Below are 23,564 nucleotides of genomic sequence, written 5' to 3' on the forward strand. Positions count from 1 at the left end.
GGCGGCGCCATCCAAACATCGGCAGTCTTCAACACCTGACCGCCACTCGGGTTACCAACAACGTCGTCGTCCTGCGCCCCCGCCGCAAGCAAGAAAAGCTGACGGCACGAAAAGCCGGCCACGCGCACGGCCCCTGCATCATGCAGGGGGCGAGCCATGGTCAGCGCCTGACGATCCTGCGCAGCCTCAGACACTTCTGCCCGGGGCGCGCCAACGACCGCTCAAGTAGGTGAAGCACGGTCGGAGTGCAACGCGCCGACCAGCACGACAGCAGCAGCATTGCTCTTCCGCGCCGCACCCCTCGCCCCCATATTGCCGCGATGGCGATCCAGATCCGTACCTCGCTTGCTGAACCCGAAACCGGCGAGAATTTCGTTCCCCATCGGCCCCAGCGCCCGGACAAGGTGGAGGGCGGCAAGCCGTTCAAGCTGGTGTCCGACTACGAGCCCGCAGGTGACCAGCCGACCGCGATCCGCGAGCTCGTCGGTGCCGCGCTGGCGGGCGAGAAGGATCAGGTGCTGTTGGGCGTCACCGGCTCGGGCAAGACCTTCACCATGGCGAAGGTGATCGAGGAATTGCAGCGTCCCGCGCTGATCCTCGCGCCGAACAAGATCCTGGCGGCGCAGCTGTACGGGGAGTTCAAGAGCTTCTTCCCCGAGAATGCGGTCGAATATTTCGTCAGCTACTACGATTATTATCAGCCCGAGGCGTATGTCCCCCGGTCCGACACGTACATCGAGAAGGAAAGCTCGGTGAACGAGGCGATCGACCGGATGCGCCATTCGGCCACCCGATCGCTGCTGGAGCGGGACGACGTACTGATCGTCGCCTCCGTCTCCTGCCTTTACGGTATTGGATCGGTCGAAACCTACTCGGCGATGATCTTTGACCTGAAGAAGGGCCAGACGGTCGACCAGCGCGAGATCGTGCGGAAGCTCGTCGCGCTTCAGTACAAACGCAACGATGCAGCGTTCCAGCGCGGCAATTTTCGCGTGAAGGGCGACAATCTGGAGATCTTCCCCAGCCACCTCGAGGATGCGGCGTGGCGGATCAGCTTCTTCGGTGATGACATCGAGGAGATCGTCGAGTTCGACCCGCTGACCGGCAAGAAGGCGGCGAGCATGAACTCGGTGCGCGTCTATGCGAACTCGCACTATGTGACCCCCGGGCCGACGATGAAGCAGGCGACCGAGGCGATCCGCCACGAACTGGCGGAGCGGCTGAAGGAGCTGGAGGCGGAGGGCAAGCTGCTGGAGCATCAGCGGCTGGAGCAGCGCACCAATTTCGACCTCGAGATGATCGCCGCCACCGGCAGCTGCAACGGGATCGAGAATTACAGCCGCTTCCTCACTGGACGCCTGCCCGGCGAGCCGCCGCCCACCTTGTTCGAATATCTGCCCGAGAACGCATTGCTGTTCGTCGACGAGAGCCACCAGACGGTGCCGCAGATCGGCGCGATGGCGCGCGGTGACCATCGGCGAAAGATCACGCTTGCCGAATATGGCTTCCGCCTGCCGAGCTGCATCGACAACCGCCCGCTGCGCTTCAACGAATGGGATGCGATGCGCCCGCAGACGGTCAGCGTCTCGGCGACACCCGGCCACTGGGAGATGGAGCAGACCGGCGGCGTCTTTGCCGAACAGGTCATTCGCCCCACCGGCCTCATCGATCCGCCGGTCGAGATCCGCCCGGTCGAGGAGCAGGTGCAGGATTGCATCGTCGAATGCCGCAAGACCGCGGAGCTCGGCTATCGCACCCTCGTCACCACGCTGACTAAGCGGATGGCGGAGGATCTGACCGAGTATATGCACGAGGCGGGCGTGAAGGTCCGCTACATGCACTCCGACGTCGAGACGCTGGAGCGTATCGAGCTGATCCGTGACCTTCGCCTTGGCGTCTATGACGTGCTGATCGGCATCAACCTGCTGCGCGAGGGGCTCGACATCCCTGAATGTGGCCTCGTGTGCATCATGGATGCGGACAAGGAAGGCTTCCTGCGTTCCGAGACGTCGCTGATCCAGACGATCGGGCGCGCGGCGCGCAACGTCGACGGGCGGGTGATCCTCTACGCCGATCGCATCACCGGCTCGATGGAGCGGGCGATGAACGAGACGGCGCGTCGCCGCGAGAAGCAGGAAGCGTATAACCGCGAGCACGGCATCACGCCGACCACGATCAAGCGCAACATCGGCGATATCATCGCGCATGTGTCGAACCAGGACAGCGTGCTGATCGACACCGGCGACGAGCAGCGGCCGCACATGGTGGGACACAATCTGCGCGCCTATATCGAGGAACTCGAGAAGAAGATGCGCAAGGCCGCGTCCGACTTGGAGTTCGAGGAAGCCGGCCGCCTGCGCGATGAGATCCGCGCGCTGGAGCAGGAGGAGCTTGGCCTGCCGGTGCAGGAGCACAAGGCGCCGCTGATGGGCCGCAGCAACGAGGGCAAGCCGGGCACGCGCAAGACGCGCTTCGGCAAGCAGCAGGCGATCAGGATGGCGAAGCGGCGGTAGGGCGCGCCTGCCGCCGCCGGCAAAGCCCTATCGAAGCGTCAGGTCCTCGCCGCTCACCCCGTAATAGCCGGCGACGCGATCGGCATAGGCCTGGTCGAAATGCGGTGCATTGCTGGCCCAGCTCGGCCCGCCTTCGAGCATGCGGCGGTCGATCGTGACCACATACAGGTCGCGGACAGGATCAAAGCTCAACAGCGAGAAGGGCAGGGCATAATAGCTTTTCCCCATGCCCAGGAACCCGCCGAGGCTCAGCACCGCATGGGTCACGCGCCCGCTGACCTTGTGGGTCAGGAACGACTGCACCGTCCCGATCTTGTCACCGTCGCGACTTTCGACCTTTACGGTGGAGACGAGCGTCGCTTCGATCAGGGCAAGAGTGGTCGGCGTGTCGGCGGTGCTCATCATTGTCTCCCGGTCGGGCGGATGGTGTTTCGCTGAACCGATGGTCCCGCGCGGCGGTTCCGGTTGAGCCGGGGCGCCGGTGCGCGCTAGGGTGGGCCATGCGCCTTCTGCCTGCCGCCGCCCTTCTTCTCCCGATCAGCATGGCGGCCTGCGTCGCCCCGCCGGCCGATGCTCCCCCGCCGCCACCGCCTCCGGTCACCGCGCCAGCGCCGCCGCAGCCGCCCAAGCCGGCGCCGCTGGCGGCCGACTGGCAGGATTGGCCCTTGACGCCCGGAACCTGGCGCTATGCCCGCGAAAGCGGCGGCACGCGCGCGGTGTTCGGGCCGGGCAACGGCGCGCCCCTGTTGTCGTTGCGCTGTGACCTGGCGGGGCGCCGCCTCGTCCTGTCGCGGCCCGGCGCGCTGCCGGGCGCGATGACGATCCGCACCAGCAGCACGACGCGCGCCGTTCCGGTGCAGGTGTCGACCGGCTCCGCCCCCTCTGCGCAGGCGGTGTTCACCGCGCGCGAGCCGTTGCTGGATGCCATGGCGTTCAGCCGCGGGCGGGTCGCGATCGAGCAGCCGGGCGCGCGGACGCTGGTGGTTCCGCCCTATGCCGAAGTCGGCCGCGTGATCGAGGATTGCCGGGGTTGATCCGATCCGCGGCGCGAAGGATCGTGCGAAGCGGCACTGAAAACAAGTCTTGTTTCTGGTCGATAAAGGATTCAGATTGCGGATGTGGCTGACAAGGTCACGCTCGTTATCAACCAGCGAAAGGAGGTGATCCGATGTCTCATGGTTCAGCAATGGGGTCGGTTCAGTTCGTTCGGGGGACGCGCTTCTGAGCCTGTAGCGGTCGACGGGGGGTATTTTCCTCCAGCCAACGTCGAACGCTGTAGTGATCAGAGGCCCGCATGGTCTCCCGGGCTGGAGCTCTCCGGCCGCTGACCATGTTTAGGGGTTGTCGGGTTGTCCGAAAGGGTGCCCGGCAACCTCTTCTCATATCTGACGCTTCCGCAAGGTGCCTGTAAACGTGCAGGACGCCGCGCCGGGCGACCGCCATGCCGCGCGGAGACGCACCAACGGTGGAGCTTCCCACGCTTGGCCGCTACACGGCGTATCGATGCGTGCTCTCCTTCTCCTGCTTCTCGGCCTCGGCCTGGCCTTCCCCGCTGCGGCGCAGCGCGCCGACCGCGCGACCCCCGGCTATGTGCGGGTGCGGCTGGAAACGGCGTTCGGGCCGATCACGCTGGCGCTGGACGCAAAGCGGGCGCCGGAGACCACCGCGAATTTCATGAAATATGTCGATGACGGCCGTTTCGATGGCGTCAGCTTCTACCGTGTCGCACGCAACAAGAAGGCGCCGCAGTTCGGCTTCATCCAGTCGGGCATCCGCACCGATGCGCGCCGCTTCCTCGACATGATTCCGCATGAATCGACCAAGAAGACCGGGATCAAGCATCTCGACATGACCATCTCGATGGCGCGGCGCGGCCCGCCGGGTTCGGCCAACGGCAATTGGTTCATCTCGGTCGGGGCCATGCCCTGGATGGACTGGAAGCCCGACAATCCCGGCTATGCCGCCTTCGGCCGCGTCGTCGCCGGGCAAGTGGTGGTGAAGAAGATCCTGGCGCAGCCGACGGGCGGGGGCATGAATGGCACGCTGTTGATGAAGCCGATCTACGTGAAGCGCGCGGTGCGGCTCGACGGCAAGGCGAAGCCGACTGGCCGGCCCCGGCCATGGGTGCTGGAAGGGCGCAGGGACGGCTAGGCGCCCACGCGGCAGGGGCAGAAGTAGGGTCAGGACAGCGCGCCACTCCACTCGTCGCAAGCTGGACGATATAACGGTACTTTGACGTTGCTATGGCAGTGACACTGACCTAGCAATCGTCATGCAGTACGGCGATCATATGGCCGGATCGGTTACGTCCTTCCGCTACGGCACGGCCGGTTCGCAGCGCCCCTTGGGGCTTTGCTACGAGGAAGCGGACCCCGTAACCGCCTTCGTTCCTCCGCCTCGTCCGCGCTATGAGGAGGCCGATCCCCTCATTGATGACGCGCATGATGTGGACAGCGGCCCGGCGCGCGAGCAGCAGCTGTTCTTCATTACCAGCGGGAACCGCAATCCTGCCGAGGACCAGCTGATCCATGCGCTTGCCGCGCCCCTCTACGCGCGCCGCCGCGAGGATGCCTGATCGCGCCTCACCCGCTATGACATGCGGGCGCGGAACAGCTGCCCTTCCTCCACGACCCAGATGATGCCCAGCACGATCAGGCCGATGCACAAATAGCCGATCGCCAGCGGCGTGGTGGTGCCCGCATAGGACTGGCCGATCAGCGTCCCCACGATCACCGCGCCAATGCTGGTGATGAAGCCTTGCAGCGACGACGCGGTGCCGGCGATATGTCCTACCGGCTCCATAGCCATGGCGCCGAAATTGGCGCCGCACAGGCCGATGCAGGTCATGCTGAGCGCCTGGAAGAAGACATAGCTGGCCAGCGTCTCCCACCCCGCGAGCACGACGGCGACATGGACGATCGAAAGCGCGATCAGCGCCAGCACCGCGCTTTGCGAGATGAGCCGCGTGCCCAGCCGCTCCACCAGTCGGCTGTTGAGGAACGAGGCCGCTCCCATCGCGCAGGCGCACAGCGCGAACAACATGGTGAAGCGATCGCCCGCATCAAACTCGTCGACGAAGATCTGTTGCGACAGCGACACGAAGGCGATGATGCCGCCAAAGGTGAGTGAGGCGGCAATTGCATAGCCCAGCGAATAGCGATTGGTGAGCGTCAGATGATAGCTGCCGCGCAGCGCCTCCATCGAGATAGCCCGCCGCCGCGCAATGGGCAGCGTCTCGGGCAGACGCACCGCGCTCCACGCCAGGACGAACGCCGCAAAGCCGCCCAGCACGTAGAAGATGAAGCGCCATGGCCCGAAGGCGAGCAGCAACTGTCCCAGCGTCGGCGCCAGGATCGGCACCAGGAAGAAGATCATCTGCGCAACTGACATGGTGCGCGCCATCTGCCGCCCGGACGATCCGTCGCGCACGATGGCGACCGCCAGCACGCGGGTGGAGGCGGACATCAACCCCTGCAGCAGCCGCGCGAAGAGCAGGGCGGCAAAGGTTGTCGAACTGGCGGCAAAGATGCTCGCGGCGGTGAATCCCGCCAGCGTCACCAGCAGGATCGGCCGCCGGCCATACCGGTCCGCGAGCGGGCCATAGACCAGCTGCCCCGCGCCGAATCCCACCATATAGACGGTGATGATCCACTGCCGATGGTTCGCTTCCATGATCGACAGGTCACGGCCGATATCGGCGAGCGCCGGCAGCATCAGGTCGACGCCGAATGCGTTGACTGCCATCACCGCGGCGACAAAGGCCACGAATTCGCGCGGGTGCATGCCGGCGGGAGCAGGGTGGGTGTTCATGCAGGGCCTATCGGGAAGGTACGGCAGGAGGACAAGCGGTGGATGGCGGGCGAGGCGCTATTCCTCACCTTCGGCCAGCGGGGCAACGTCGACGGAAACCTCCATCTTCTGCGCGCCGGACCCCAGCACGACACCGTCGACAGGGGCGATTTCGGCATAATCGCGGCCGACCGCGGTGATGATATGGTCGCTGGCCATCCAGATGCCGTTGGTCGGGTCGACGCCGATCCAGCCACGCACCGGACCGCACCATAACAGCACCCAGGCATGCGTCGCATCCGCGCCCACCAGCCGCTCCTGCCCGGGCGGTGGCAGCGTGCGGATATAGCCCGAGGCATAGGCTGCCGGCAGGCCCGCCGCGCGCAGGCCGGTGATCATGATCTGCGCGAAATCCTGGCATACGCCGCGCCGCTTCAGGAACGCCTCGTGCGGCGGCGTGTCGACCAGCGTCGCGGCGGGATCAAATTCGAACTCGCGCTGAATCCGCTGCGCCAACGCAATGCCCGCCTCCAGCGCGTTGCGCGCGGGGTCGAGATCGGGTGCGCAATAATCGGCGATCGGGCGATCGAGCGGGATCAGCGGGGAGGGGAAGAGATAGCTTGGCGGCCCCGCGGGTGACAGGTCGCGGCTGTCGCGCGCCATCGCGGCAATCTCGCCCAGCGTCGGATCGCCCGGCGCCAGCATCGGCACCGGACGGTCCACCGTCATGCGTGCGCAGCTCTCGATCGTCAGCCGCTGGACCGGCACGTCGATCGTGAGGCGCGTCACGTTGGCGAGCCCCGCCTCTGCCTGCGCCGGGGTGGTCCGGCCCGATGGCGTGACGCGCAGCATGTACGATTCCAGCCTTTGTCCCGGCCAGTCGATCGGCTCGAGCCGCAGATTGCAGCGCGCAAACCGCACCGGCGCACCATAGTCGAACCGGGTGACGTGGGTGATGTCGTAGATCATGCCAGCGTCAGCCCGCCGGCGCGCAGCGGCTCCGCCCCTTGCAGGAAATAGCGCCGGGCAATCTCGTTGGAGAGGCCGATCAGCCGCGCCTCCAGCTCGCTCAGCATCTTGCCGTCGAGCGTTCCGGCGCGGGCGCTCGATACGATCGCCTTCAGCTCGGTTGCCTGTTGCTGCTGCTCCTCCGCCATGCCGTCGTCGTTCAGCACCGGCAACGCACAAAGATGCTCCCAGATGCGCTCCACCTGAAAGGCGAGCGAGCGCGGGTTGCCCGTGTCGAGCGCGACCAGATCGACCACCGGCACGCGTGCGAGGCCGGTCAGATAGCGCTGGCGATAGCTGATCTGGCTGTCGGCGAGGTCGAGCAAGGTCGACAGATCATCGAGCGAGGATCCCGCGAGGCCAAAGGTCAGGAGAGCGCGGACCATGGCCAGTGCGCGCTCGATCCGCCGACCGAGATCGTGGAACCGCCAGGCCGCGGTGCGGCTCATATGTTCCGCCGACAGGCCGGCGATCGCCGCGTAGCGCCGCTGAAGCGAGCCCGCGCGATCCAGCGTCCCGCGATGGGTGGGGAAGGGCGCGTCAAGCAGCCGCACCATATCCGCCGACAACCGGTCACGCGAATTGTTGCCGATCCGCCGTGCGTGTAGGTTGATCTCCGCGACCGATTGCCAGCCCTGGCCGACCGATTCCATCGCATGCCGCGCCATCTGGGTCAGGTCCGCCCGCTTGTGGCTGGACGGGCGCGGCGCGGCGCCGGTGCTGGCGATCAATCCTGCCAGCCGCCCGATCGTGTCGCTGCTCAGCGCCGCGCCGCCATCGGCGTCGATCGAATTGCCCAGCATCACGCGGATCATCGCCAGCAGCGCCTCGCCGCGTTCCAGATACCGGCCCAGCCAGAAGAAATTGTCCGCCACGCGGCTCGGCAGGGTGCCGGGATTGCGGCGAATATGCTGGGTGTCGGTTGGCGGCAGCAGCGACACGGGATCGACCGGCGTGTTCCCGTGTACCACGACATCGGCCGACCAGATGCCCTCGCCCATCACCGCCGCGCGCGGATCGGGATGCTCGGCGATGCGGGCGAAGCCGCCCGGCAGCACGACCCAGCGGCCGTCCGGGCCGCGCGCGGCAAAGACACGCAGCGTGAAGGGGCGTGATACCAGGGTGTCACCGGCGACGACCGGCATGGTGGAAAGCCGGACGATCTCCTGCCCGACATAATCCTGCGGGCGACGCGCCAGATCGGCGCGCAGCGCCGTTCGTTGTGCGGCGTCGAGATCGCTTCCCGCGATCGGGCTGTCTGTGGGCAAGCCCAGCGTCCCGCCGCCAAAGGCCGGCGCGATGAGCAGATTGTCGAGATCCTCCTCCACCCGCGCACATTCGGAGGGCTGGCCGCACCACCAAGTCGCGATATTGGGCAGGCTGAGGCTGGCGCCGGTCAGGCGAAGGCACAATTGCGGCAGGAAGGCGTGCCAGGCGGGCGCCTCCAGCACCCCGACACCGGGTGCGTTCGCCAGCACGACATTGCCGGCGGCATAGGCGTCGATCAGGCCGGGCACCCCGATCTGCGAGTGAGTGTCGAAGGCGAGCGGGTCGAGGAAGCGCGCGTCGAGTCGGCGCCACAGAGCGTCGATCCTCTTCAGCCCGCCGATGGTGCGGACATAGACCTTGTCCTCCAGCGCGGCGAGGTCAGCGCCCTCCACCAGCAGCAGGCCGAGGTAGCGCGCAAGATGTGCCTGCTCGGGATAGCTGACGGTGTAATTTCCCGGGGTCAGTAGGCCGATGCGGGGATCGGTGCGGTTGCACGATGCGGCGAGGCCGTCGCGAAATGCGGCAAAGAAGGGCGCATGGCGCGCGACATTGAGCCGCGCCTGGAGGCCGCCGAGCGTGCGGCTGACCGCCAGGCGGTTTTCCAGCGCATAGCCCGCACCCGATGGCGTGCGAAGATGATCGGCCAGCACGCGCCATTCGCCGGTCGGCCCGCGGCCCAGGTCCACGGCCATGAAGTGAAGCTGGTGGCCGCCCGGTGGCGGCAGGCCGACGAGCGGGCGCAGGAAGAACGGGCTGCCCGCCACCAGCGCGGCGGGGACCAGCCCGCGGGCGACCAGCTTTGCCTCCCCGTACAGATCGGCAAGGATGGTCTCGAACAGGTCGGCACGCTGCACGATTCCGCGTTCGATCGCGGCCCATTCGTCACCCTCGATCAGCAGCGGGACCGGGGACAGAGGCCAGGGGCGCTCCTCGTTCTCGCCGGTCACGCGAAATCCCGTGCCGATGTCGGCCGCATGGCGCTGCACGCGTTCGCGGGCGTGCGCCAGGTCATCGCCGACCAGCGTCGCCAGCTCCTCGAACATCGCCAGCCACGGAGTCTCGTCGCCGCCGCACAGCACGTCGCCGCCGCTGGCGACATGCGCGCGGTAATCGTCGATCCAGCGACGCGCGTTGGTATAGGGATCAAAAAGGGCGGGCTGTGTCGCCAAGACGATGGGGCTCCTGCGCGGCGCGGACCCTAGCGGGGCCTTGTCGCGGCGCAATATGAAATCGGTGCTGCGGGGAAGGGCGGATCGGATGGGAGCGCGCGGGCGGAACGGCCCACGGCATCACAGGTCCGGCAATGTCTGCTCGGCCACCCCCCATCCGGCGAGCGCACGGCTGCCCGCGCGTTCGATCAGTTCAGCCGCGTCCGTGACATGCCAGCGCGCGGCGCTGTCGATGTCGCGCAATTCGGTCCAGGAAACCGGCGCTGCGACGGGGGCGCCGGCACGTGCACGCGCCGCATAGGGCATGATCGCCGTGGCGCCCCGCTGGTTCCTCAGCCAGTCGATGAAGATCCGGCCCTTGCGTTTCGCCTTGCTCATCGTCGCGACGAAGCGGTCGGGCTCGGCCTGCGCCAGCGCACGGGCGAAGCGATCGGCAAAGCTCTTCACCGCCGGCCATTCGGCATCGGGGGTGAGCGGCACGACGACATGCACCCCCTTGCCCCCGGACAGCATCGGGAAGCTGGTGAGGCCAAGCTCGGCGAGCTGGTTTTTCAGATGCTCGGCCGCCTTCTTGGTGTCGCCAAAATCGAGGCCCTCGTCGGGGTCGAGGTCGAACACCAGCCGGTCGGGCTGCTCCAGATGGTCGACCGTCGATCCCCAGCCGTGAAATTCGATCGTGCCCATCTGCACGCAGGCGACCAGCCCGTCGGCATCGTCGACCCAGAGGTAATTTTCGGTCGATCCGTCCTTCTCCGTGATCGGCACCTGATGGACGTGATCGCCGAACGAGCCGGCGTCATGCTTCTGGAAGAAGCATTTTCGGGCGCGTCCCTGCGGGCACCGAACGAGGCTGATCGGCCGCCGCCCGGCCCAGGGCAGCATGATTCCGGCCACCTCAGCATAATAATCGGCCAGATCGCCCTTGGTGACTTTCGATTCGGGAAAGATCAGCCGGTCCCGGCTGCTGACCTTGATGCTGGTCGCCGGAACGTCGGTGGGGGCGGCGGCGGGCGGGGCCTGCGGCTGTTCGATCACCACGTCCTTGGCATCCTTGTCACCGCGCAGCCCGAGGAAGCTCGGGTGGCGCAGCAGCTTGTCCGGCGTGGTCTCGGTGAAGGCGATTTCGGCGACCAGCTTGGGCGTCACCCAATGCGCGCCCTTCACCGCGGCGCGTCCAAGATTCTTGGGCACCTCGACGGTCGGCGTCTTGCGCTCCAGCTTTGCGAGCTTCTCGCTCAGCTCGATCATCAGGTCGTTGGAGAAGCCCGTGCCGACCTTGCCCGCATAGCGCAGCTTGCCGTCCTCATGTACGCCGAGCAGCAACGAGCGGAAGCCGCGCGCCTTGTCGGACGTGGTCCAGCCGACGATCACGAATTCCTGCCGCCGCGTGCACTTGACCTTCACCCACGCCTTGGTGCGCTGCCCGCGATAGGGCGCGTCGGCCTGTTTGGAGACGATCCCCTCCAGCCCCTCGGCGCACATCGTCTCGAACAGTTTTTCACCCGATCCCATGACATGTTCGCTGAACTGCAGCCGGTCGGAGGCGGTGATGATCGGCCGCAGCCGTTCCTTGCGCTGGAGATTGGTGAGCGGGCGCAGATCCTCGCCATCCAGTTCGATGAGGTCGAAGGCGAAGAAGGTCATGTCGCCCGCGGAGGAGATCGCGTTCTTCAGCGTGGAGAAATCGGGCCGCCCGTCCTTGAAGGCGACGATCTCGCCGTCCAGCAGCGCGCTGTCGACCGGCAGCGCCGCCGCGGCGTCAGCAATCGCCTGGAACTTGTCGGTCCAGTCCAGCCCGTTGCGGGTATAGACCTTTGCGGTGCCGCCGCCGACTGCGATGACCGCGCGATAGCCGTCGTATTTCACCTCATGCATCCACGCCGACCCGTCGGGCACGCTGTCCACCAGCGTGCATAATTGCGGCGGGGAGAATGCCGGCGGTGCACCCTTTGCCTTGCCTTTGCTGGTGCCGCGCCCGCGCGATGCAGGCGCCTTCTTCTTCGCTCGGGCCTTTTCGACCTTCTTCGGTTTCTTCCCCTCGGCGATCTCCTGCATGGTCCGGCCAGTGGTGACGCTGGTCAGCGCGGTTTCGACCAACGTGTCGGTGCCGCCGGCAAAGCCATCATCGATCTTGCGCAGCAGCCAGTTCTCGCGCTTTTCCTTGCCCCTGGGCTTCAGCCGGATCAGCAGCCATTCGCCCTTCATCCGCTCGCCATCGAGCACGAAATGAAGGTGGCCTTTCTCGAGGTCCTCGGGCGACTTGCCCTTGATCACCGACCAGGTGCCGCGATCCCACAGCATCACCGTGCCGCCGCCATATTCGCCCTTGGGGATCGTGCCCTCAAAGGTTGCATAGCTGAGCGGGTGATCCTCGGTCCTGACCGCCAGCCTTTTCTCGTTGGGATCAAGGCTCGGCCCGCGCGTCACCGCCCAGCTCTTCAGCACGCCGTCGAGCTCGAGCCGGAAATCCCAATGCAGCCGCGTCGCATCATGCTTCTGCACGATGAAGCTGTTGCCATTGCCCGGCGCCAACGTGCCGGCGGGCTCGGCCGTCTTCGCGAAGTCGCGCTTGGCATTGTAGAGGGCGAGGGGATCGCTGCTCATGGCGTGACCCCCATCGGCGGCATGAGGATGAGGTCAGGCACGTTTGCGCGCCGCCGGCTTGCTGGCCGTCTTCTTCGCCGGCGTGGTGCGCGACGCGGCCTTCGCAGCGGGCTTCTTGGCGGGCGTGCTCTTGGTCGCCGCGCCAGCACCGCCGGATTTTTCCATCGATTTCTTCAGCGCGGCCATCAGGTCGACGACGTTGGAGGCGGACCGCCCGCCACCGTCATCCTTCTCCTCGATGATCTTGCGATTGCCCTTCTGCTTGCGCTTGCGCTCGATCAGGTCCCTCAGCGCATCGACATAGCGATCGTGGAACTCCTTGGGGTCGAAGGCAGCGCTCTTCTTCTCGATCAGCGCCTCGGCCAGCTCGAGCAGTTCCTCGTCCGGCTTGGCATCGGGAATGTCGCGGAAATAGCCCTGCGCCCGGTTCACCTCATCGGCATAGCGCAATGTTTCCAGCACCATGCCGCGGCCGCACGGCTTCAGGCTGACGACATATTCACGCCCGCGCATCGCCAGCTGCCCCAGCCCGACCTTCTTGGTCCGCCGCAACGCCTCGCGCAGCACGATGAACGCTTCCTCCGCCAGGTCGTCCGCCGGCACGACGAAATAGGGCTTCTCATAATACAGGACGTCGATGTCGCTCGCGTCGACGAATTGCGTCAGTTCCAGCGTCTTCTTCGATTCCAGCTTCACCGAATCGATCTCGTCCTGATCGAGCAGGACATATTCGCCCTTGTCGATCTGATAGCCCTTCATGATGTCGTCGGCATCGACCGGCCCGACACCCTCGGCCACCTTTTCATATTTGATCGGCTTGCCGGTCGGCTCATGGATCTGGCGAAAGCTGACGCTCGCGCCCGATTTGACGGCCGAATAGATTTCCACCGGGATGGAGACGAGCGCGAGGCGTATCTGCCCTTGCCAATATGCCCGTGCCGCCATGATCGTCCGCCTTCATCGTTGCGAGGCCGATTCAATTCGTGGCGCGGGGAGTCGTTCCGCCGCATCGCCGGTGCTATGGCAGCCAGCATGTCCACCGATCCCTTCGGCCTGTTCGACGCCTGGTTTGCCGAGGCGCAGGAAAGCGAACCCAATGATCCCAACGCGATGGCGCTGGCGACTGCGGATGCCAGCGGGCGGCCCGCCGCGCGCATGGTGCTGCTGAAGGGGCACGGCCCCGACGGTTTCGTGTTCTACACCAATCGCGAGAGCCGCAAGGCACACGACCTGAAGGAAAATATGCAGGCTGCGCTGCTGTTTCACTGGAAGTCGCTGCGCCGCCAGATCCGGATCGAGGGCGTGGTGGAACGGGTGAGCGACGCCGAAAGCGACGCCTATTTCGCCTCGCGCGGGCGCGACTCGCAGCTGGGTGCCTGGGCGTCCGAACAATCCCGTCCGCTGGCCGCCCGCTCGATCTTCGAGGGGCGGTTCGAGGCAATGCAATTCCGTTTCGAGGGTAGCGACGTGCCGCGCCCGCCGCATTGGGGCGGGTATCGCGTGGTGCCCGATCGTATCGAGTTCTGGCAGGATCGCGCGCATCGCCTACATGAGCGTCGATTGTTCACGCGTGAAGAAGCGGGGTGGACGGAAGGCTTGCTCTACCCATGACCAACGACGAACGCCGCCGGATCATCCCGCTTGCGATGCGCGCCGCCCTGGCGAGCGTCGCGACGGCAGCGTTCCTGCTGGCGCTGAAGGGCTTTGCCGCGTGGCACACCGGATCGGTCGCGATGCTCGGCTCGCTGGCCGATACCGCGCTCGACCTGCTGGCGAGCCTCGTCACCCTTTACGGAGTCAAGGTGGCGGCGGAGCCGGCGGACCACGATCACCGTTTCGGCCATGGCAAGGCGGAGGCGCTGGCGGCATTGTTCCAGGTGGTGCTGATCACTGCCTCGGCGATCGGCATCGCATGGCGCGCGATCGAGCGGCTGACCAATCCGCAGGTCAATCAGGACGCGACGCTGGGCATCGGCGTGTCGGTGGCGGCGATCGTCGCGACCTTTGCGCTGCTCGCCTATCAACGCAGCGTCATCCGGCGCACCGGATCGGTCGCGATCCTCGCCGACAATGTCCATTACCAGTCGGACGTCCTGCTCAACGTGGCGGTGATCGCGGCGCTGGTGCTCGATCAGTTCGCCAGCGTGCCCGGCGCCGATCCTATCTTCGGCATCGCCATCGCGATGTGGCTCGCATGGGGCGCGTTCAAGGCGTCGAGCCAGGCGATCGACATGCTGATGGACAAGGAATGGCCGGAAGATCAGCGCGCCGCCTTTATCGAGGTTGCCGCGCGCCAACCCGGCATCCGCGGCATCCATGATTTCCGCACCCGGCGGGCCGGCGCGCATGATTTCGCGCAATTCCACATGGAGGTGGATCGCACGCTGACCGTCGCCGCCGCGCACGACATCGTGGAGAATGTCGAACGCCGGCTGCGCGACGTGTTTCCGCGCGTGGAGGTGCTGATCCATCTCGATCCGGAGGGGCATGTCGATACCGACAATCCACTGGTCGAGGCGGACGTGACGCCGCATTGGTTCGGCAAGCGTATCTGAACCTCGCCGCTGATCCGGCGTTCGCAGTCGCACAGGCGGCATCCCGGCCGCTTCACGAAAGGACATTATGAGGATCCCGTTCGCGCAGATCGACGCCTTCGCCGACGCGCCGTTCGTCGGCAATCCCGCCGCCGTGCTGCCGCTTTCGGCCTGGCCCGACGACACGTTGCTTCAGGCGATCGCGTCGGAGAACAATCTGTCCGAAACGGCCTTCATCGTGCCAGCGTCGGCGAATGATGCGGCGGATTTTGAGCTGCGCTGGTTTACGCCGGCCGCGGAGGTGGCGCTATGTGGGCATGCGACGCTGGCCAGCGGGCATTTCGTCCTGTCCTCCGACACCACGATCGATCGCGTGCGCTTCGCCACCCGGCAGGCGGGGGTGCTGGAGGTCGCGCGGCGCGGCGCGGGTTATGAGATGGCGCTGCCCGCGTGGCGGCCCAAGCCAAAGCCGCTGGACGCGATCGTCGCCGCACTGGGCGTCGAGGCGGTGGAGACGCTGTGGCATGACAAGGGCTATGCGTTGGTGATCGTCGCCGATGAGGCAGCGGTGCGCGCCGCCGCGCCCGATGGTCGCGCGATCAAGGCTTTGGGGCCGATCGTCCATATCGTCGCCGCGCGCGGTGAGAGCGCGGATATCGTCAGCCGCGTCTTCACCGACTTCTACGACATTCCCGAGGATCCGGTGACCGGCTCCGCCCATGCGGTGATGGCGCCTTACTGGGCTGATGTGCTTGGCCGCGACACCTTCAGCGCGTTTCAGGCGAGCGCGCGTGGAGGCCGGATCGGCTGCCGCGTGGCGGGCGATCGCGTCCTGCTGACCGGCGAGTGCGTCACCGTGATCGAGGGAACGTATCTGCTGCCCTGATCGGTGGCAGCGCCTGTCGTCAGGCCGCCAGCGCGGCGGCCTCGGTGCTCGCGATCCAGCCGCCGCCGAGCACCCGGTCGCCATCATACAGCACCGCCGCCTGGCCCGGCGCGACGCCATATTCGGGCGCGTCGAACAGCAGCATGTCGCCATCGAGGCGCGCCGGCACCGGCTTGGCCATCGATCGCACCTTGGCGGTCAGCGGGCCGTCCAGAGGTCCGAGGATGTTGAGATCGGCGAGCCGCGCGGCGGCCACCGCCAGCGCCGCGCGCGGGCCGACGACGACGCGCCGCGCCTCGGGCTCCAGCCGGATGACGTACAGCGGCTCGGGCTGGCCGCCGATGTCGAGGCCGCGCCGCTGGCCGACGGTGTAATGGATGATCCCCTCGTGCCGGCCGAGCGCGCGTCCTTCGAGGTCGACGATCTCGCCGCCGTCCACTGCGGCGGGGCGCAGCTTCTTGACCAGCCCGGCGTAGTCACCGTCGGGGACGAAGCAGATATCCTGGCTGTCGGGCTTGCCCGCGACGCCCAGCCCCATCTCGGCAGCGATCGCGCGCACCTGGTCCTTGGGCATGCCGCCCAGCGGGAAGCGCAGGAAATCGAGCTGCTGGCGCGTGGTGGCGAACAGGAAATAGCTCTGGTCGCGCGCGGGATCGATCGCGCGGTGCAGCTCGGCGCCCTCGCTGCCCATCACCCGGCGGACATAATGGCCGGTGGCGAGGCAGTCCGCGCCCAGATCACGCGCCAACGCGAACAGGTCGGTGAATTTGGGTCCCATGTTGCACTGGACGCAAGGGATGGGCGTGCGGCCGGCGAGATATTCGTCGGCAAAGCGGTCGACCACCCGGCTGCGGAAGCTGCTTTCGTGGTCGAACACATAATGCGCGATGCCTAGGCTGTCGCACACCGCGCGCGCATCACGAATGTCGCGCCCGGCGCAGCAGGCGCCGGGGCGGGCGGTCGCCTCGCCATGGTCGTACAATTGCAGCGTCACGCCGATCGTCTCCGCCCCGCTCGCCTTGGCCAGCGCGGCGACGACGGAGCTGTCCACCCCGCCCGACATGGCAACGACGATGCGGCGGCCGGCGGCGCCGCCGTCCAGCTGGAAATCACCGATATCAGTCACGTGCGCGCCATAGCACATCCGAATTGGATGGTGAACGCGCACCAGGATGGTGGCATCCTTTACGGACCCTTCATCTGCGGCGCGTAGCAGGGGTGTCCCGTAGGACGCATGAGGAGCCAGGCGTAGCGTGGACCTGAGTTTTGCCCTGTTCGACCGCCGCGCACCGCTGGTCGAGCTCCCCAGCGACCTGGCGGTATTGCTGGTGGAGATGACGGCGCGACAGGCGGCGTCGCCCACCGCGACCATCTACGCCCGTTCGGCGCGGGTGCGGCTCGATTCGCCGCTTTTCGCGCCGGTGGACGGTGCGTTCAACGGTCCCGTGGCCAAAGCAATGATGCAATGGAAGGACGATTGAACATCCTGTTTACCGATCGGTGGCTAGAGTACACCGGTTCGCGTTCGTCACGCTGTGCAATGTCAGGTGGAAAGGGGGCCTCGCGGTCCCCACAACCGAGGTTGAGTCATGATTGAGAACCAGAAGATCCGTCCCGCCCGGGTCATCGGCCCGCTCGGCGAGCCATTGACCCTCGAAACGCTGCCGCCGCCGACCACCACCCGCTGGGTCGTGCGTCGCAAGGCGGAGGTCGTCGCGGCGGTGAACGGCGGTCTGCTGACGGTTGACGAGGTGTGCAATCGCTACGGCCTGACGGTGGAGGAATTCGCCAGCTGGCAGCGTGCGATCGACCGGTCGGGCATGCCCGGGCTGCGCGTCACGCGCATCCAGCACTACAAATCGCTTTATGAGCGCCAGCAGAACTTCTGAACTGAGTTACGTGATCGGAACAAAGTTTGGCTGTCAAGAGTATTTTCCCCAGCCCGGCCGTTCGGGCCGTTAACGCAGGGGAGTTAGTTATGGGTATCATTCTCTGGTTGATCGTCGGCGGTGTGATCGGCTGGCTCGCCAGCATCATCATGCGGACCGATGCACAGCAGGGCATCTTCCTGAATATCGTCGTCGGCATCGTTGGCGCGTTCATCGGTGGTCTGATCATTTCGGGTGGTTCGATCAACAATTCGCCGCTGACGCTGACGTCGTTCCTGGTGTCGCTGCTGGGTGCGGTTGTCCTGCTGGCGATCGTCAACCTCGTCCGTCGTGGCAGCGTGCGTTAAGCCCGCGCTACCAGGACCATGATAAAAGGGCCGCCCGATCACTCGGGCGGCCCTTTTCTTGGCCGGTACTTTCCGGCCCTTGGGAAAGCCTGATGCCGCCCCGCGCCGCTGCGGGGCGGCGTTTGCTCATTTCAGCAGGAAACGCACCGCGATGGTGACGCTGACTTCGGTCTCGCCCGGCAGCATCTCGGTCTGCGCATCCGCCTTGGCCGCGCGGGCGTAGAGGACCGGCGGGCGGGGCTGGTCGCCGCGATTTTCGCCCTGCTCGTTGATCGACACGATCCGGTCGACGCGAAGCCCGGCAGCCTGCGCATAGAGCTGCGCGCGCGCCTGTGCCTGCCGAACCGCATTCACCCGCGCCTCGTCGAGCGCCGCCGCGGGCTTGTCGATCGACAATTGCGGCCCGTCGATCTGGTTGGCGCCCGCCTTCACCAGGGCATCGAGCACCCGTCCGCTCTTGGCGATGTCACGAAACTTCACCGACACGGTGTTGGTCGCCTGATAGCCGGTGATCACCGGCGGCTGGTTCTCGCCATAGCGATATTGCGGCGACAGGCCGATGCTGGCGGTCGCGATGTCGCGCTCGGCAATTCCCGCGGCGCGGAGCGCGGCGATGACGCGCGCCATCTGGCTGGCATTCTGCGCCGACGCCTCGCTCGCGGTCGCCGCCTGCGTCACGACGCCCGCGCGCAGCGTCGCAACGTCCGGTACGCGGGTAATGTCGCCAGTCGCGACGACGTCGAGCAGCGTCCCGTCCGGCAGCACCGGCCCGCCCACCACATTCTGGGCCAGGGCGGGGGTGGCGGCGGTGGCCAGCATCAGCGAAGCGAAAAGAATGCGCATGAATGTTTAACTCCGGACAATCGGTTGGTCGTTCCTGGACAACGCTTCGACAACGCAAGCTGAACGAGGCTGGCTTGTGGTGGAGCACCCAATCTGCCATGGCGCCAATCGGGGCAAGCCGGTACTTGAGGCCGGTGACTTATTCATATAATACACTGCCGGCAAGGTAGCGAACGGCCGTCTGACGTCGCCGGAGCGGGATGTAGGGTGCATGAATCACGATACCGGTAGTGTGAGTGGCGAGACCGTGTTGATCGAAGGTCCGACGGATGATGGTCGCCCGCGTCGGCGGCTCATCATCGTGGCTGTGGTGGCGGTGCTGGCGATCGTGGCCGCGGCGATGTTGCTGACGCGCTCGGGCGATCCTGCGCCTTCGGCTTCCTCCGCCGCCGATCAGGCGCCGCGCGTCACGGTCATCGTGCCGGGCCGTGCGTCGGTCGATCGCGCGGTCACTGCCACCGGCACGCTGGCCGCGCGCCGCGAGATGCCGGTCGGTGTCGCTGGCGAAGGCGGCATGGTGACGGCCGTTCTGGTCGAGCCGGGCCAGTGGGTGCGCGCCGGCCAGGTGCTCGCCACGGTGGACCGGTCGGTGCAGACGCAGACCGCCGCCAGCCTCGCCGCGCAGGTCAACGTGGCCAAGGCTGATCTGACGCTCGCCCAGGCGGAGCTTGATCGCGCCGAGCAACTGGTTGGCCGCGGGTTCATCAGCCAGGCCGACGTCCAGCGCCGCATCGCCACCCGCGATGCCGCCGCCGCGCGGCTCAAGGTTGCCAACGCCGCCGCCTCCGAACAGCGCGCGCGCAACAATCGCCTTGATATCCGGGCACCCGCCGCCGGCCTCGTGCTGACGCGCCAGGTCGAGCCCGGGCAGATCATCAGCTCCGCCTCGGGCACGCTGTTCCGCATGGCCAAGGGCGGCGAGATGGAAATGCGCGCGCAGCTCGCCGAGGATGATCTCGTCAAGCTGCGCCCGGGCGCACGCGTCAGCGTGACCCCGGTGGGCAGCGAGACGAAGTTCGATGGCGAGGTGTGGCAGGTTTCGCCTGTCATCGATCCGCAGACGCGCCAGGGCATCGCCCGCGTTGCGCTTCGCTATGATCCCGCGCTTCGCCCCGGCGGTTTCGCCTCCGCCACGATCGTCGGCGGCACCGCCAGCGTGCCCGAGCTTCCGCAATCGGCGGTTCTTAGCGACGAGAAGGGCAATTACGTCTATATCGCCGACAAGGACAATGTGGTGCAGCGCCGCGACGTGCGGCTGGGCACGGTGAACGACGATTCGGTTGCGATTGCATCTGGTCTCGACGGCACGGAAAAGGTGGTCGTCTCGGCAGGTGCGTTCCTGAACCCGGGGCAGAAGATCGCGCCGGTGCTCGGCAAGCCCGGAGTGTGACGGCATGAGTTTCCGCAATATCTCGGCCTGGTCGATCCGAAACCCGGTTCCGGTCATCGTCCTGTTCGTGATCCTGACGGTCGCCGGCATCGTCAGCTTCATCCGCATGGACATCAACCGCGAACCGGACATCGATTTCCCCGCGGTCGCGGTGGAAATCACGCAGCCGGGCGCCGCGCCGAGCGAGCTGGAAACGCAGGTCACGCAGCGGATCGAGGCCGCGGTGCGGACGATCGAGGGCGTGGACGAAATCCAGTCCTTTGTCTCCGAAGGCAATTCGACGACGATGATCCAGCTGGACATCGGCACGCCGGTCGACCGCGCGGTGAACGAAGTGCGCGATGCCGTTACGCAGATCCGCTCCAACCTGCCCGAAGGCATCCTGGAGCCGCAGATCAGCCGTGTGAAGATCAACGACAATGATCTGGGCAGCTATTCGGCGATCGGCACCGACATGACGATCGAGCAGCTGAGCTGGTACATCGACAATACGGTGACCAAGGAGCTGCTCGGCGTCGAGGGCATGGGCTCGGTCGAACGTAACGGCGGCGTCGATCGTGAGATCCGCGTGATCCTCGATCCGGCGAAGCTTGCCGCCTACGGCCTCACCGCCACCCAGATCAACCAGCAGCTGCGGCAGGTGAACCTGAACGCCGCCGGCGGCCGTGCGGAGATCGCCGGCGCCGAACAGTCGGTGCGCGTGCTGGGTAATGCGCGCGACGCCTATGAACTGGGCCAGACGCAGATCATCGCCGGCAACGGCCGCACGATCAAGCTGAGCGCGGTGGCGACGGTGCGCGACCTTTATGCCGAGCAGCGATCCGCCGCCGGCGTCGACGGTCGACCGGTCATCACCTTCGATTTCAAGCGGGCCAAGGGCTATTCGGAAGTCAGCGTCTTCAAGGAGGCGCAGAAGAAGCTCGCCGAGCTGGAGAAGCGCAATCCGCAGGTGAAATTCCAGCTGCGGATCGACGGCTCCAAATATGCGATCGAGCAATATGAGAGCGCGATCCACGCGATGATCGAGGGCGCGGTGCTCGCCGTGTTCATCGTGTTCCTGTTCCTGCGTGACAAGCGCGCGACGTTCATATCGGCGCTCGCCATCCCGCTCTCCGCGATCCCCGCCTTCTGGTTCATGGACCTGATGGGGTTCACGCTGAACCAGATGACGCTGCTCGCGCTCAGCCTCGTTGCGGGCGTGCTGGTCGACGATGCGATCGTGGAGATCGAGAACATCGTTCGTCACATGCGCATGGGTAAATCCGCCTATCAGGCGTCGATCGACGCGGCGGACGAGATCGGCCTGGCGGTGCTCGCCACCACCATGTCGATCGTCGCGGTGTTCCTGCCGGTCGGCCTGATGCCGGGCGTGTCGGGGCAGTTCTTCAAGAACTTCGGCCTCACCGTCGTCGTCGCGGTGCTGATGAGCCTTGCGGTCGCGCGCATGATCACGCCGATGATCGCGGCCTATTTCCTGAAGTCCGCCGGCCCCGAAGCGCATGGCGAGGGGCGGATGATGGACATCTATATGAACGTCCTTCGCTGGACGCTCGATCCCGGCAAGTCGATGGCGATCCGCGCGCGCGGCGGGTTCAGCCGCGTGACCGGCTATTTCCGCGATCACCGCGTCTGGACGATCGGCATCGGCGTGCTCGCCTTCCTGCTGACCATTGTCGGTTTCGCCAGCCTGCCGATGCAGTTCCAGCCGTCGATCGACCAGGAACGCTCGACTGTCACGATCACCATGCCGCCCGGCTCCACGCTGGCGCAGACGCAGCAGGTCGTCGACAAGGTCTATGACCTGCTGCGTCAGCAGCCAGAGGCGGAGACGATCTACACCCGCGCCTTCGTCGGCACTGGCCGCGTCACCGTGCAGTTCAAGGACAAGCCGAGCCTCAACGAACGGATCGGCGCGCTGTTCGGCGGCGACCTCAGCCATCGGCGCGAAAAGACCTCGACCGAGTTCGAACGCCAGCTTGCGCCGGAACTGGCGAAGATCCCGGATGCGCGCGTCAACTTCCAGTCGCAGTTCGGCTGGGGCGACAACAACCGCGACGTGTCGGTGACGCTCGGCAGCGACGATCCGGTGCTGCTGCGCGAAACCGCCGACAAGATCGTGCGCGAAATGGCGAAGATCCCCGGCTTCCTTGCGCCGCGCATTGCGGGCGATCTCAACCGGCCGGAAATCGTCATCAAGCCGCGGCTCGACCTCGCGGCGGACCTTGGCGTCACGACCAGTGCACTGTCCAACGCGATCCGCATCGCGACACTGGGCGACATCGACCAGAACAGCGCGCGCTTCTCGCTCAACGACCGGCAGATCCCGATCCGGGTGGCGCTGGATCAGTCGTCGCGCACGCGCATGGCGACGATCCGCAACCTGCCGGTGCCGACGCAGAACGGCGGATCGGTGCCGCTGTCGGTGGTCGCGGAGATCGGCTTTGGCTCCGGCCCGACCAAGATCAACCGCCTCAATCAGCAGCGACAGCTGACGATCGGCGCCGATCTGGCCCCGGGGCTGGTGCTGTCCAACGCGATGCAGCAGGTCAACGCGCTGCCGATCATGAAGAACCTGCCGCTCGGCGTGCAGAAGATGAGCGTCGGCCAGGCCAAGTGGCAGATGGAGATGCTGATCAACTTCGTGATCGCGGTGATCGCGGGGGTGTTCCTCGTCTTCTCGGTGCTGGTGCTGCTGTATCGCCGGCTGCTGCCGCCGCTGGTCAACATGGGCTCGCTGCTGCTCGCGCCGCTGGGCGGCGTCATCGCGCTGATCATCACCGGCAACCCGTTGTCGATGCCGGTGTTCATCGGCCTCCTGATGCTGCTCGGCATCGTGGCGAAGAACTCGATCCTCCTGATCGACTTCGCGCTGGAGGAAATGCAGGCCGGTGTTCCGATCTACGACGCCGTGGTCGACGCCGGACATAAGCGTGCGCAGCCGATCGTGATGACCACGGTGGCGATGGTCGCGGGCATGGTGCCGACCGCGCTGGCGCTCACCGGCGACGGTGCCTGGCGCGCGCCGATGGGCATTGTCGTGATCGGCGGCCTCATCGTCTCGACCTTGCTGACGCTGCTGATCGTCCCGGCTGCCTTCAGCCTGTCGATCGGGATCGAACGCCGCATCGGGCCATGGCTCGGTCGCAAGCTGCTGACCTATCGCCCCGGCGACGATGGTTCGACGGTGATCGACCACCAGGGTCCCAGCGGCGTCTTGCCCGCCCCGCACGGCCGCATCGGCTTCCGCGACGGCGACGTTCCGGCCGAATGACCCCATCATAAGCGTCAACTTCGAGAAAGAAGGCTTGAACAATCCCCCGCTT

Annotated in this window: 20 protein-coding genes; 12 read left to right on the top strand and 8 right to left on the bottom strand. The window is 66.3% G+C overall.

The window, feature by feature from the left end:
* The first annotated feature begins 320 nt into the window (after positions 1 to 320).
* Positions 321 to 2,513: an excinuclease ABC subunit UvrB gene (gene uvrB, locus L8F96_RS10600; protein ID WP_334656071.1), complete on the top strand. Its 2,193-nt coding sequence runs from the start codon at positions 321 to 323 to the stop codon at positions 2,511 to 2,513.
* A 27-nt stretch (positions 2,514 to 2,540) separates the two neighbouring features.
* Here uvrB and L8F96_RS10605 read toward each other — a convergent pair whose 3' ends face one another.
* Positions 2,541 to 2,915 (bottom strand): PRC-barrel domain-containing protein, encoded by a 375-nt coding sequence (locus L8F96_RS10605; RefSeq protein ID WP_125945133.1) that lies wholly within the window; start codon positions 2,913 to 2,915, stop codon positions 2,541 to 2,543.
* Between the two features lie 98 nt (positions 2,916 to 3,013).
* On the opposite strand from L8F96_RS10605, the gene L8F96_RS10610 reads away from it, so the two are divergent.
* From L8F96_RS10610 to L8F96_RS10620, 3 genes are all read left to right on the top strand, one after another.
* Positions 3,014 to 3,547 (top strand): hypothetical protein, encoded by a 534-nt coding sequence (locus tag L8F96_RS10610; RefSeq protein ID WP_296218094.1) that lies wholly within the window; start codon positions 3,014 to 3,016, stop codon positions 3,545 to 3,547.
* A gap of 469 nt (positions 3,548 to 4,016) precedes the next feature.
* On the top strand, positions 4,017 to 4,664 hold the full coding sequence (locus L8F96_RS10615) for a peptidylprolyl isomerase (RefSeq protein WP_334655968.1): 648 nt from the start codon (positions 4,017 to 4,019) through the stop codon (positions 4,662 to 4,664).
* A 121-nt stretch (positions 4,665 to 4,785) separates the two neighbouring features.
* Positions 4,786 to 5,088 carry a hypothetical protein gene (locus tag L8F96_RS10620; RefSeq protein ID WP_136450451.1) on the top strand — a complete coding sequence of 101 codons (303 nt, stop codon included), beginning with the start codon at positions 4,786 to 4,788 and terminating at the stop codon, positions 5,086 to 5,088.
* 14 nt (positions 5,089 to 5,102) lie between these two features.
* Here L8F96_RS10620 and L8F96_RS10625 read toward each other — a convergent pair whose 3' ends face one another.
* The 5 genes from L8F96_RS10625 to ku form a co-directional block, all read right to left on the bottom strand.
* The gene (locus tag L8F96_RS10625; protein WP_145120826.1) at positions 5,103 to 6,296 is read right to left on the bottom strand and encodes a multidrug effflux MFS transporter; all 1,194 of its coding nucleotides are present in this window, start codon (positions 6,294 to 6,296) and stop codon (positions 5,103 to 5,105) included.
* 84 nt (positions 6,297 to 6,380) lie between these two features.
* Positions 6,381 to 7,271, bottom strand: coding sequence for a transglutaminase family protein (locus tag L8F96_RS10630; protein ID WP_334655969.1), 891 nt, complete (start codon positions 7,269 to 7,271; stop codon positions 6,381 to 6,383).
* Positions 7,268 to 9,754 carry a circularly permuted type 2 ATP-grasp protein gene (locus L8F96_RS10635; protein ID WP_417158973.1) on the bottom strand — a complete coding sequence of 829 codons (2,487 nt, stop codon included), beginning with the start codon at positions 9,752 to 9,754 and terminating at the stop codon, positions 7,268 to 7,270. Before L8F96_RS10635 ends, L8F96_RS10630 begins: the two co-directional genes overlap by 4 nt.
* Positions 9,755 to 9,868: 114 nt before the next feature.
* Positions 9,869 to 12,352, bottom strand: a complete 2,484-nt coding sequence (gene ligD / locus L8F96_RS10640; protein ID WP_334655971.1) for a DNA ligase D — start codon at positions 12,350 to 12,352, stop codon at positions 9,869 to 9,871.
* Positions 12,353 to 12,385: 33 nt separating this feature from the next.
* Positions 12,386 to 13,297, bottom strand: a complete 912-nt coding sequence (gene ku / locus L8F96_RS10645; RefSeq protein ID WP_136450453.1) for a non-homologous end joining protein Ku — start codon at positions 13,295 to 13,297, stop codon at positions 12,386 to 12,388.
* Positions 13,298 to 13,384: 87 nt separating this feature from the next.
* Here ku and pdxH point away from each other — a divergent pair, with 87 nt between their 5' ends.
* The 3 genes from pdxH to L8F96_RS10660 all read left to right on the top strand — a co-directional run bounded on the left by pdxH (position 13,385) and on the right by L8F96_RS10660 (position 15,772).
* A complete protein-coding gene (gene pdxH / locus L8F96_RS10650; protein WP_046409144.1) occupies positions 13,385 to 13,963 on the top strand; it encodes a pyridoxamine 5'-phosphate oxidase in 579 nt (192 codons plus the stop codon).
* Complete coding sequence (locus tag L8F96_RS10655) at positions 13,960 to 14,907, top strand: cation diffusion facilitator family transporter (protein ID WP_046409079.1); 948 nt, start codon at positions 13,960 to 13,962, stop codon at positions 14,905 to 14,907. The genes pdxH and L8F96_RS10655 overlap by 4 nt, the downstream gene beginning before the upstream one ends.
* A 67-nt stretch (positions 14,908 to 14,974) precedes the next feature.
* On the top strand, positions 14,975 to 15,772 hold the full coding sequence (locus L8F96_RS10660) for a PhzF family phenazine biosynthesis protein (protein WP_334655972.1): 798 nt from the start codon (positions 14,975 to 14,977) through the stop codon (positions 15,770 to 15,772).
* 19 nt (positions 15,773 to 15,791) lie between these two features.
* Here L8F96_RS10660 and mnmA read toward each other — a convergent pair whose 3' ends face one another.
* Positions 15,792 to 16,916 (bottom strand): tRNA 2-thiouridine(34) synthase MnmA, encoded by a 1,125-nt coding sequence (gene mnmA, locus L8F96_RS10665; RefSeq protein ID WP_417158964.1) that lies wholly within the window; start codon positions 16,914 to 16,916, stop codon positions 15,792 to 15,794.
* 109 nt (positions 16,917 to 17,025) lie between these two features.
* Between mnmA and L8F96_RS10670 the strand changes: the two genes are divergently transcribed.
* From L8F96_RS10670 to L8F96_RS10680, 3 genes are all read left to right on the top strand, one after another.
* Positions 17,026 to 17,253: a hypothetical protein gene (locus L8F96_RS10670; RefSeq protein WP_046409082.1), complete on the top strand. Its 228-nt coding sequence runs from the start codon at positions 17,026 to 17,028 to the stop codon at positions 17,251 to 17,253.
* 108 nt (positions 17,254 to 17,361) lie between these two features.
* Positions 17,362 to 17,661: a CtrA inhibitor SciP gene (sciP, locus tag L8F96_RS10675; protein ID WP_046409083.1), complete on the top strand. Its 300-nt coding sequence runs from the start codon at positions 17,362 to 17,364 to the stop codon at positions 17,659 to 17,661.
* A gap of 89 nt (positions 17,662 to 17,750) precedes the next feature.
* Positions 17,751 to 18,008 carry a GlsB/YeaQ/YmgE family stress response membrane protein gene (locus tag L8F96_RS10680; RefSeq protein ID WP_046409084.1) on the top strand — a complete coding sequence of 86 codons (258 nt, stop codon included), beginning with the start codon at positions 17,751 to 17,753 and terminating at the stop codon, positions 18,006 to 18,008.
* Between the two features lie 126 nt (positions 18,009 to 18,134).
* On the opposite strand, the gene L8F96_RS10685 is transcribed toward L8F96_RS10680, so the two are convergent.
* Complete coding sequence (locus L8F96_RS10685) at positions 18,135 to 18,851, bottom strand: SIMPL domain-containing protein (protein WP_046409085.1); 717 nt, start codon at positions 18,849 to 18,851, stop codon at positions 18,135 to 18,137.
* A gap of 211 nt (positions 18,852 to 19,062) precedes the next feature.
* Here L8F96_RS10685 and L8F96_RS10690 point away from each other — a divergent pair, with 211 nt between their 5' ends.
* Both L8F96_RS10690 and L8F96_RS10695 read left to right on the top strand, forming a co-directional pair.
* Complete coding sequence (locus L8F96_RS10690; protein ID WP_334655974.1) at positions 19,063 to 20,241, top strand: efflux RND transporter periplasmic adaptor subunit; 1,179 nt, start codon at positions 19,063 to 19,065, stop codon at positions 20,239 to 20,241.
* Between the two features lie 4 nt (positions 20,242 to 20,245).
* Positions 20,246 to 23,512: an efflux RND transporter permease subunit gene (locus L8F96_RS10695; RefSeq protein ID WP_301091738.1), complete on the top strand. Its 3,267-nt coding sequence runs from the start codon at positions 20,246 to 20,248 to the stop codon at positions 23,510 to 23,512.
* The last annotated feature ends 52 nt before the right edge of the window (positions 23,513 to 23,564 follow it).

This window comes from Sphingomonas panaciterrae, assembly GCF_036890205.1.
Taxonomy (GTDB): Bacteria; Pseudomonadota; Alphaproteobacteria; order Sphingomonadales; family Sphingomonadaceae; genus Sphingomonas; species Sphingomonas panaciterrae.

Excerpts from the sequence above, each read along its gene's own strand:
- ligD (WP_334655971.1), bottom strand. The coding sequence starts at position 12,352 with ATGAGCAGCGATCCCCTCGCCCTCTACAATGCCAAGCGCGACTTCGCG.
- L8F96_RS10615 (WP_334655968.1), top strand. The coding sequence starts at position 4,017 with ATGCGTGCTCTCCTTCTCCTGCTTCTCGGCCTCGGCCTGGCCTTCCCC.
- ku (WP_136450453.1), bottom strand. The coding sequence starts at position 13,297 with ATGGCGGCACGGGCATATTGGCAAGGGCAGATACGCCTCGCGCTCGTC.
- L8F96_RS10690 (WP_334655974.1), top strand. The coding sequence starts at position 19,063 with ATGAATCACGATACCGGTAGTGTGAGTGGCGAGACCGTGTTGATCGAA.
- L8F96_RS10695 (WP_301091738.1), top strand. The coding sequence starts at position 20,246 with ATGAGTTTCCGCAATATCTCGGCCTGGTCGATCCGAAACCCGGTTCCG.
- L8F96_RS10685 (WP_046409085.1), bottom strand. The coding sequence starts at position 18,851 with ATGCGCATTCTTTTCGCTTCGCTGATGCTGGCCACCGCCGCCACCCCC.
- L8F96_RS10610 (WP_296218094.1), top strand. The coding sequence starts at position 3,014 with ATGCGCCTTCTGCCTGCCGCCGCCCTTCTTCTCCCGATCAGCATGGCG.
- L8F96_RS10660 (WP_334655972.1), top strand. The coding sequence starts at position 14,975 with ATGAGGATCCCGTTCGCGCAGATCGACGCCTTCGCCGACGCGCCGTTC.
- L8F96_RS10605 (WP_125945133.1), bottom strand. The coding sequence starts at position 2,915 with ATGAGCACCGCCGACACGCCGACCACTCTTGCCCTGATCGAAGCGACG.
- L8F96_RS10655 (WP_046409079.1), top strand. The coding sequence starts at position 13,960 with ATGACCAACGACGAACGCCGCCGGATCATCCCGCTTGCGATGCGCGCC.
- L8F96_RS10620 (WP_136450451.1), top strand. The coding sequence starts at position 4,786 with ATGCAGTACGGCGATCATATGGCCGGATCGGTTACGTCCTTCCGCTAC.
- mnmA (WP_417158964.1), bottom strand. The coding sequence starts at position 16,916 with ATGTGCTATGGCGCGCACGTGACTGATATCGGTGATTTCCAGCTGGAC.
- L8F96_RS10680 (WP_046409084.1), top strand. The coding sequence starts at position 17,751 with ATGGGTATCATTCTCTGGTTGATCGTCGGCGGTGTGATCGGCTGGCTC.
- pdxH (WP_046409144.1), top strand. The coding sequence starts at position 13,385 with ATGTCCACCGATCCCTTCGGCCTGTTCGACGCCTGGTTTGCCGAGGCG.
- L8F96_RS10625 (WP_145120826.1), bottom strand. The coding sequence starts at position 6,296 with ATGCACCCGCGCGAATTCGTGGCCTTTGTCGCCGCGGTGATGGCAGTC.
- sciP (WP_046409083.1), top strand. The coding sequence starts at position 17,362 with ATGATTGAGAACCAGAAGATCCGTCCCGCCCGGGTCATCGGCCCGCTC.
- L8F96_RS10630 (WP_334655969.1), bottom strand. The coding sequence starts at position 7,271 with ATGATCTACGACATCACCCACGTCACCCGGTTCGACTATGGTGCGCCG.
- uvrB (WP_334656071.1), top strand. The coding sequence starts at position 321 with ATGGCGATCCAGATCCGTACCTCGCTTGCTGAACCCGAAACCGGCGAG.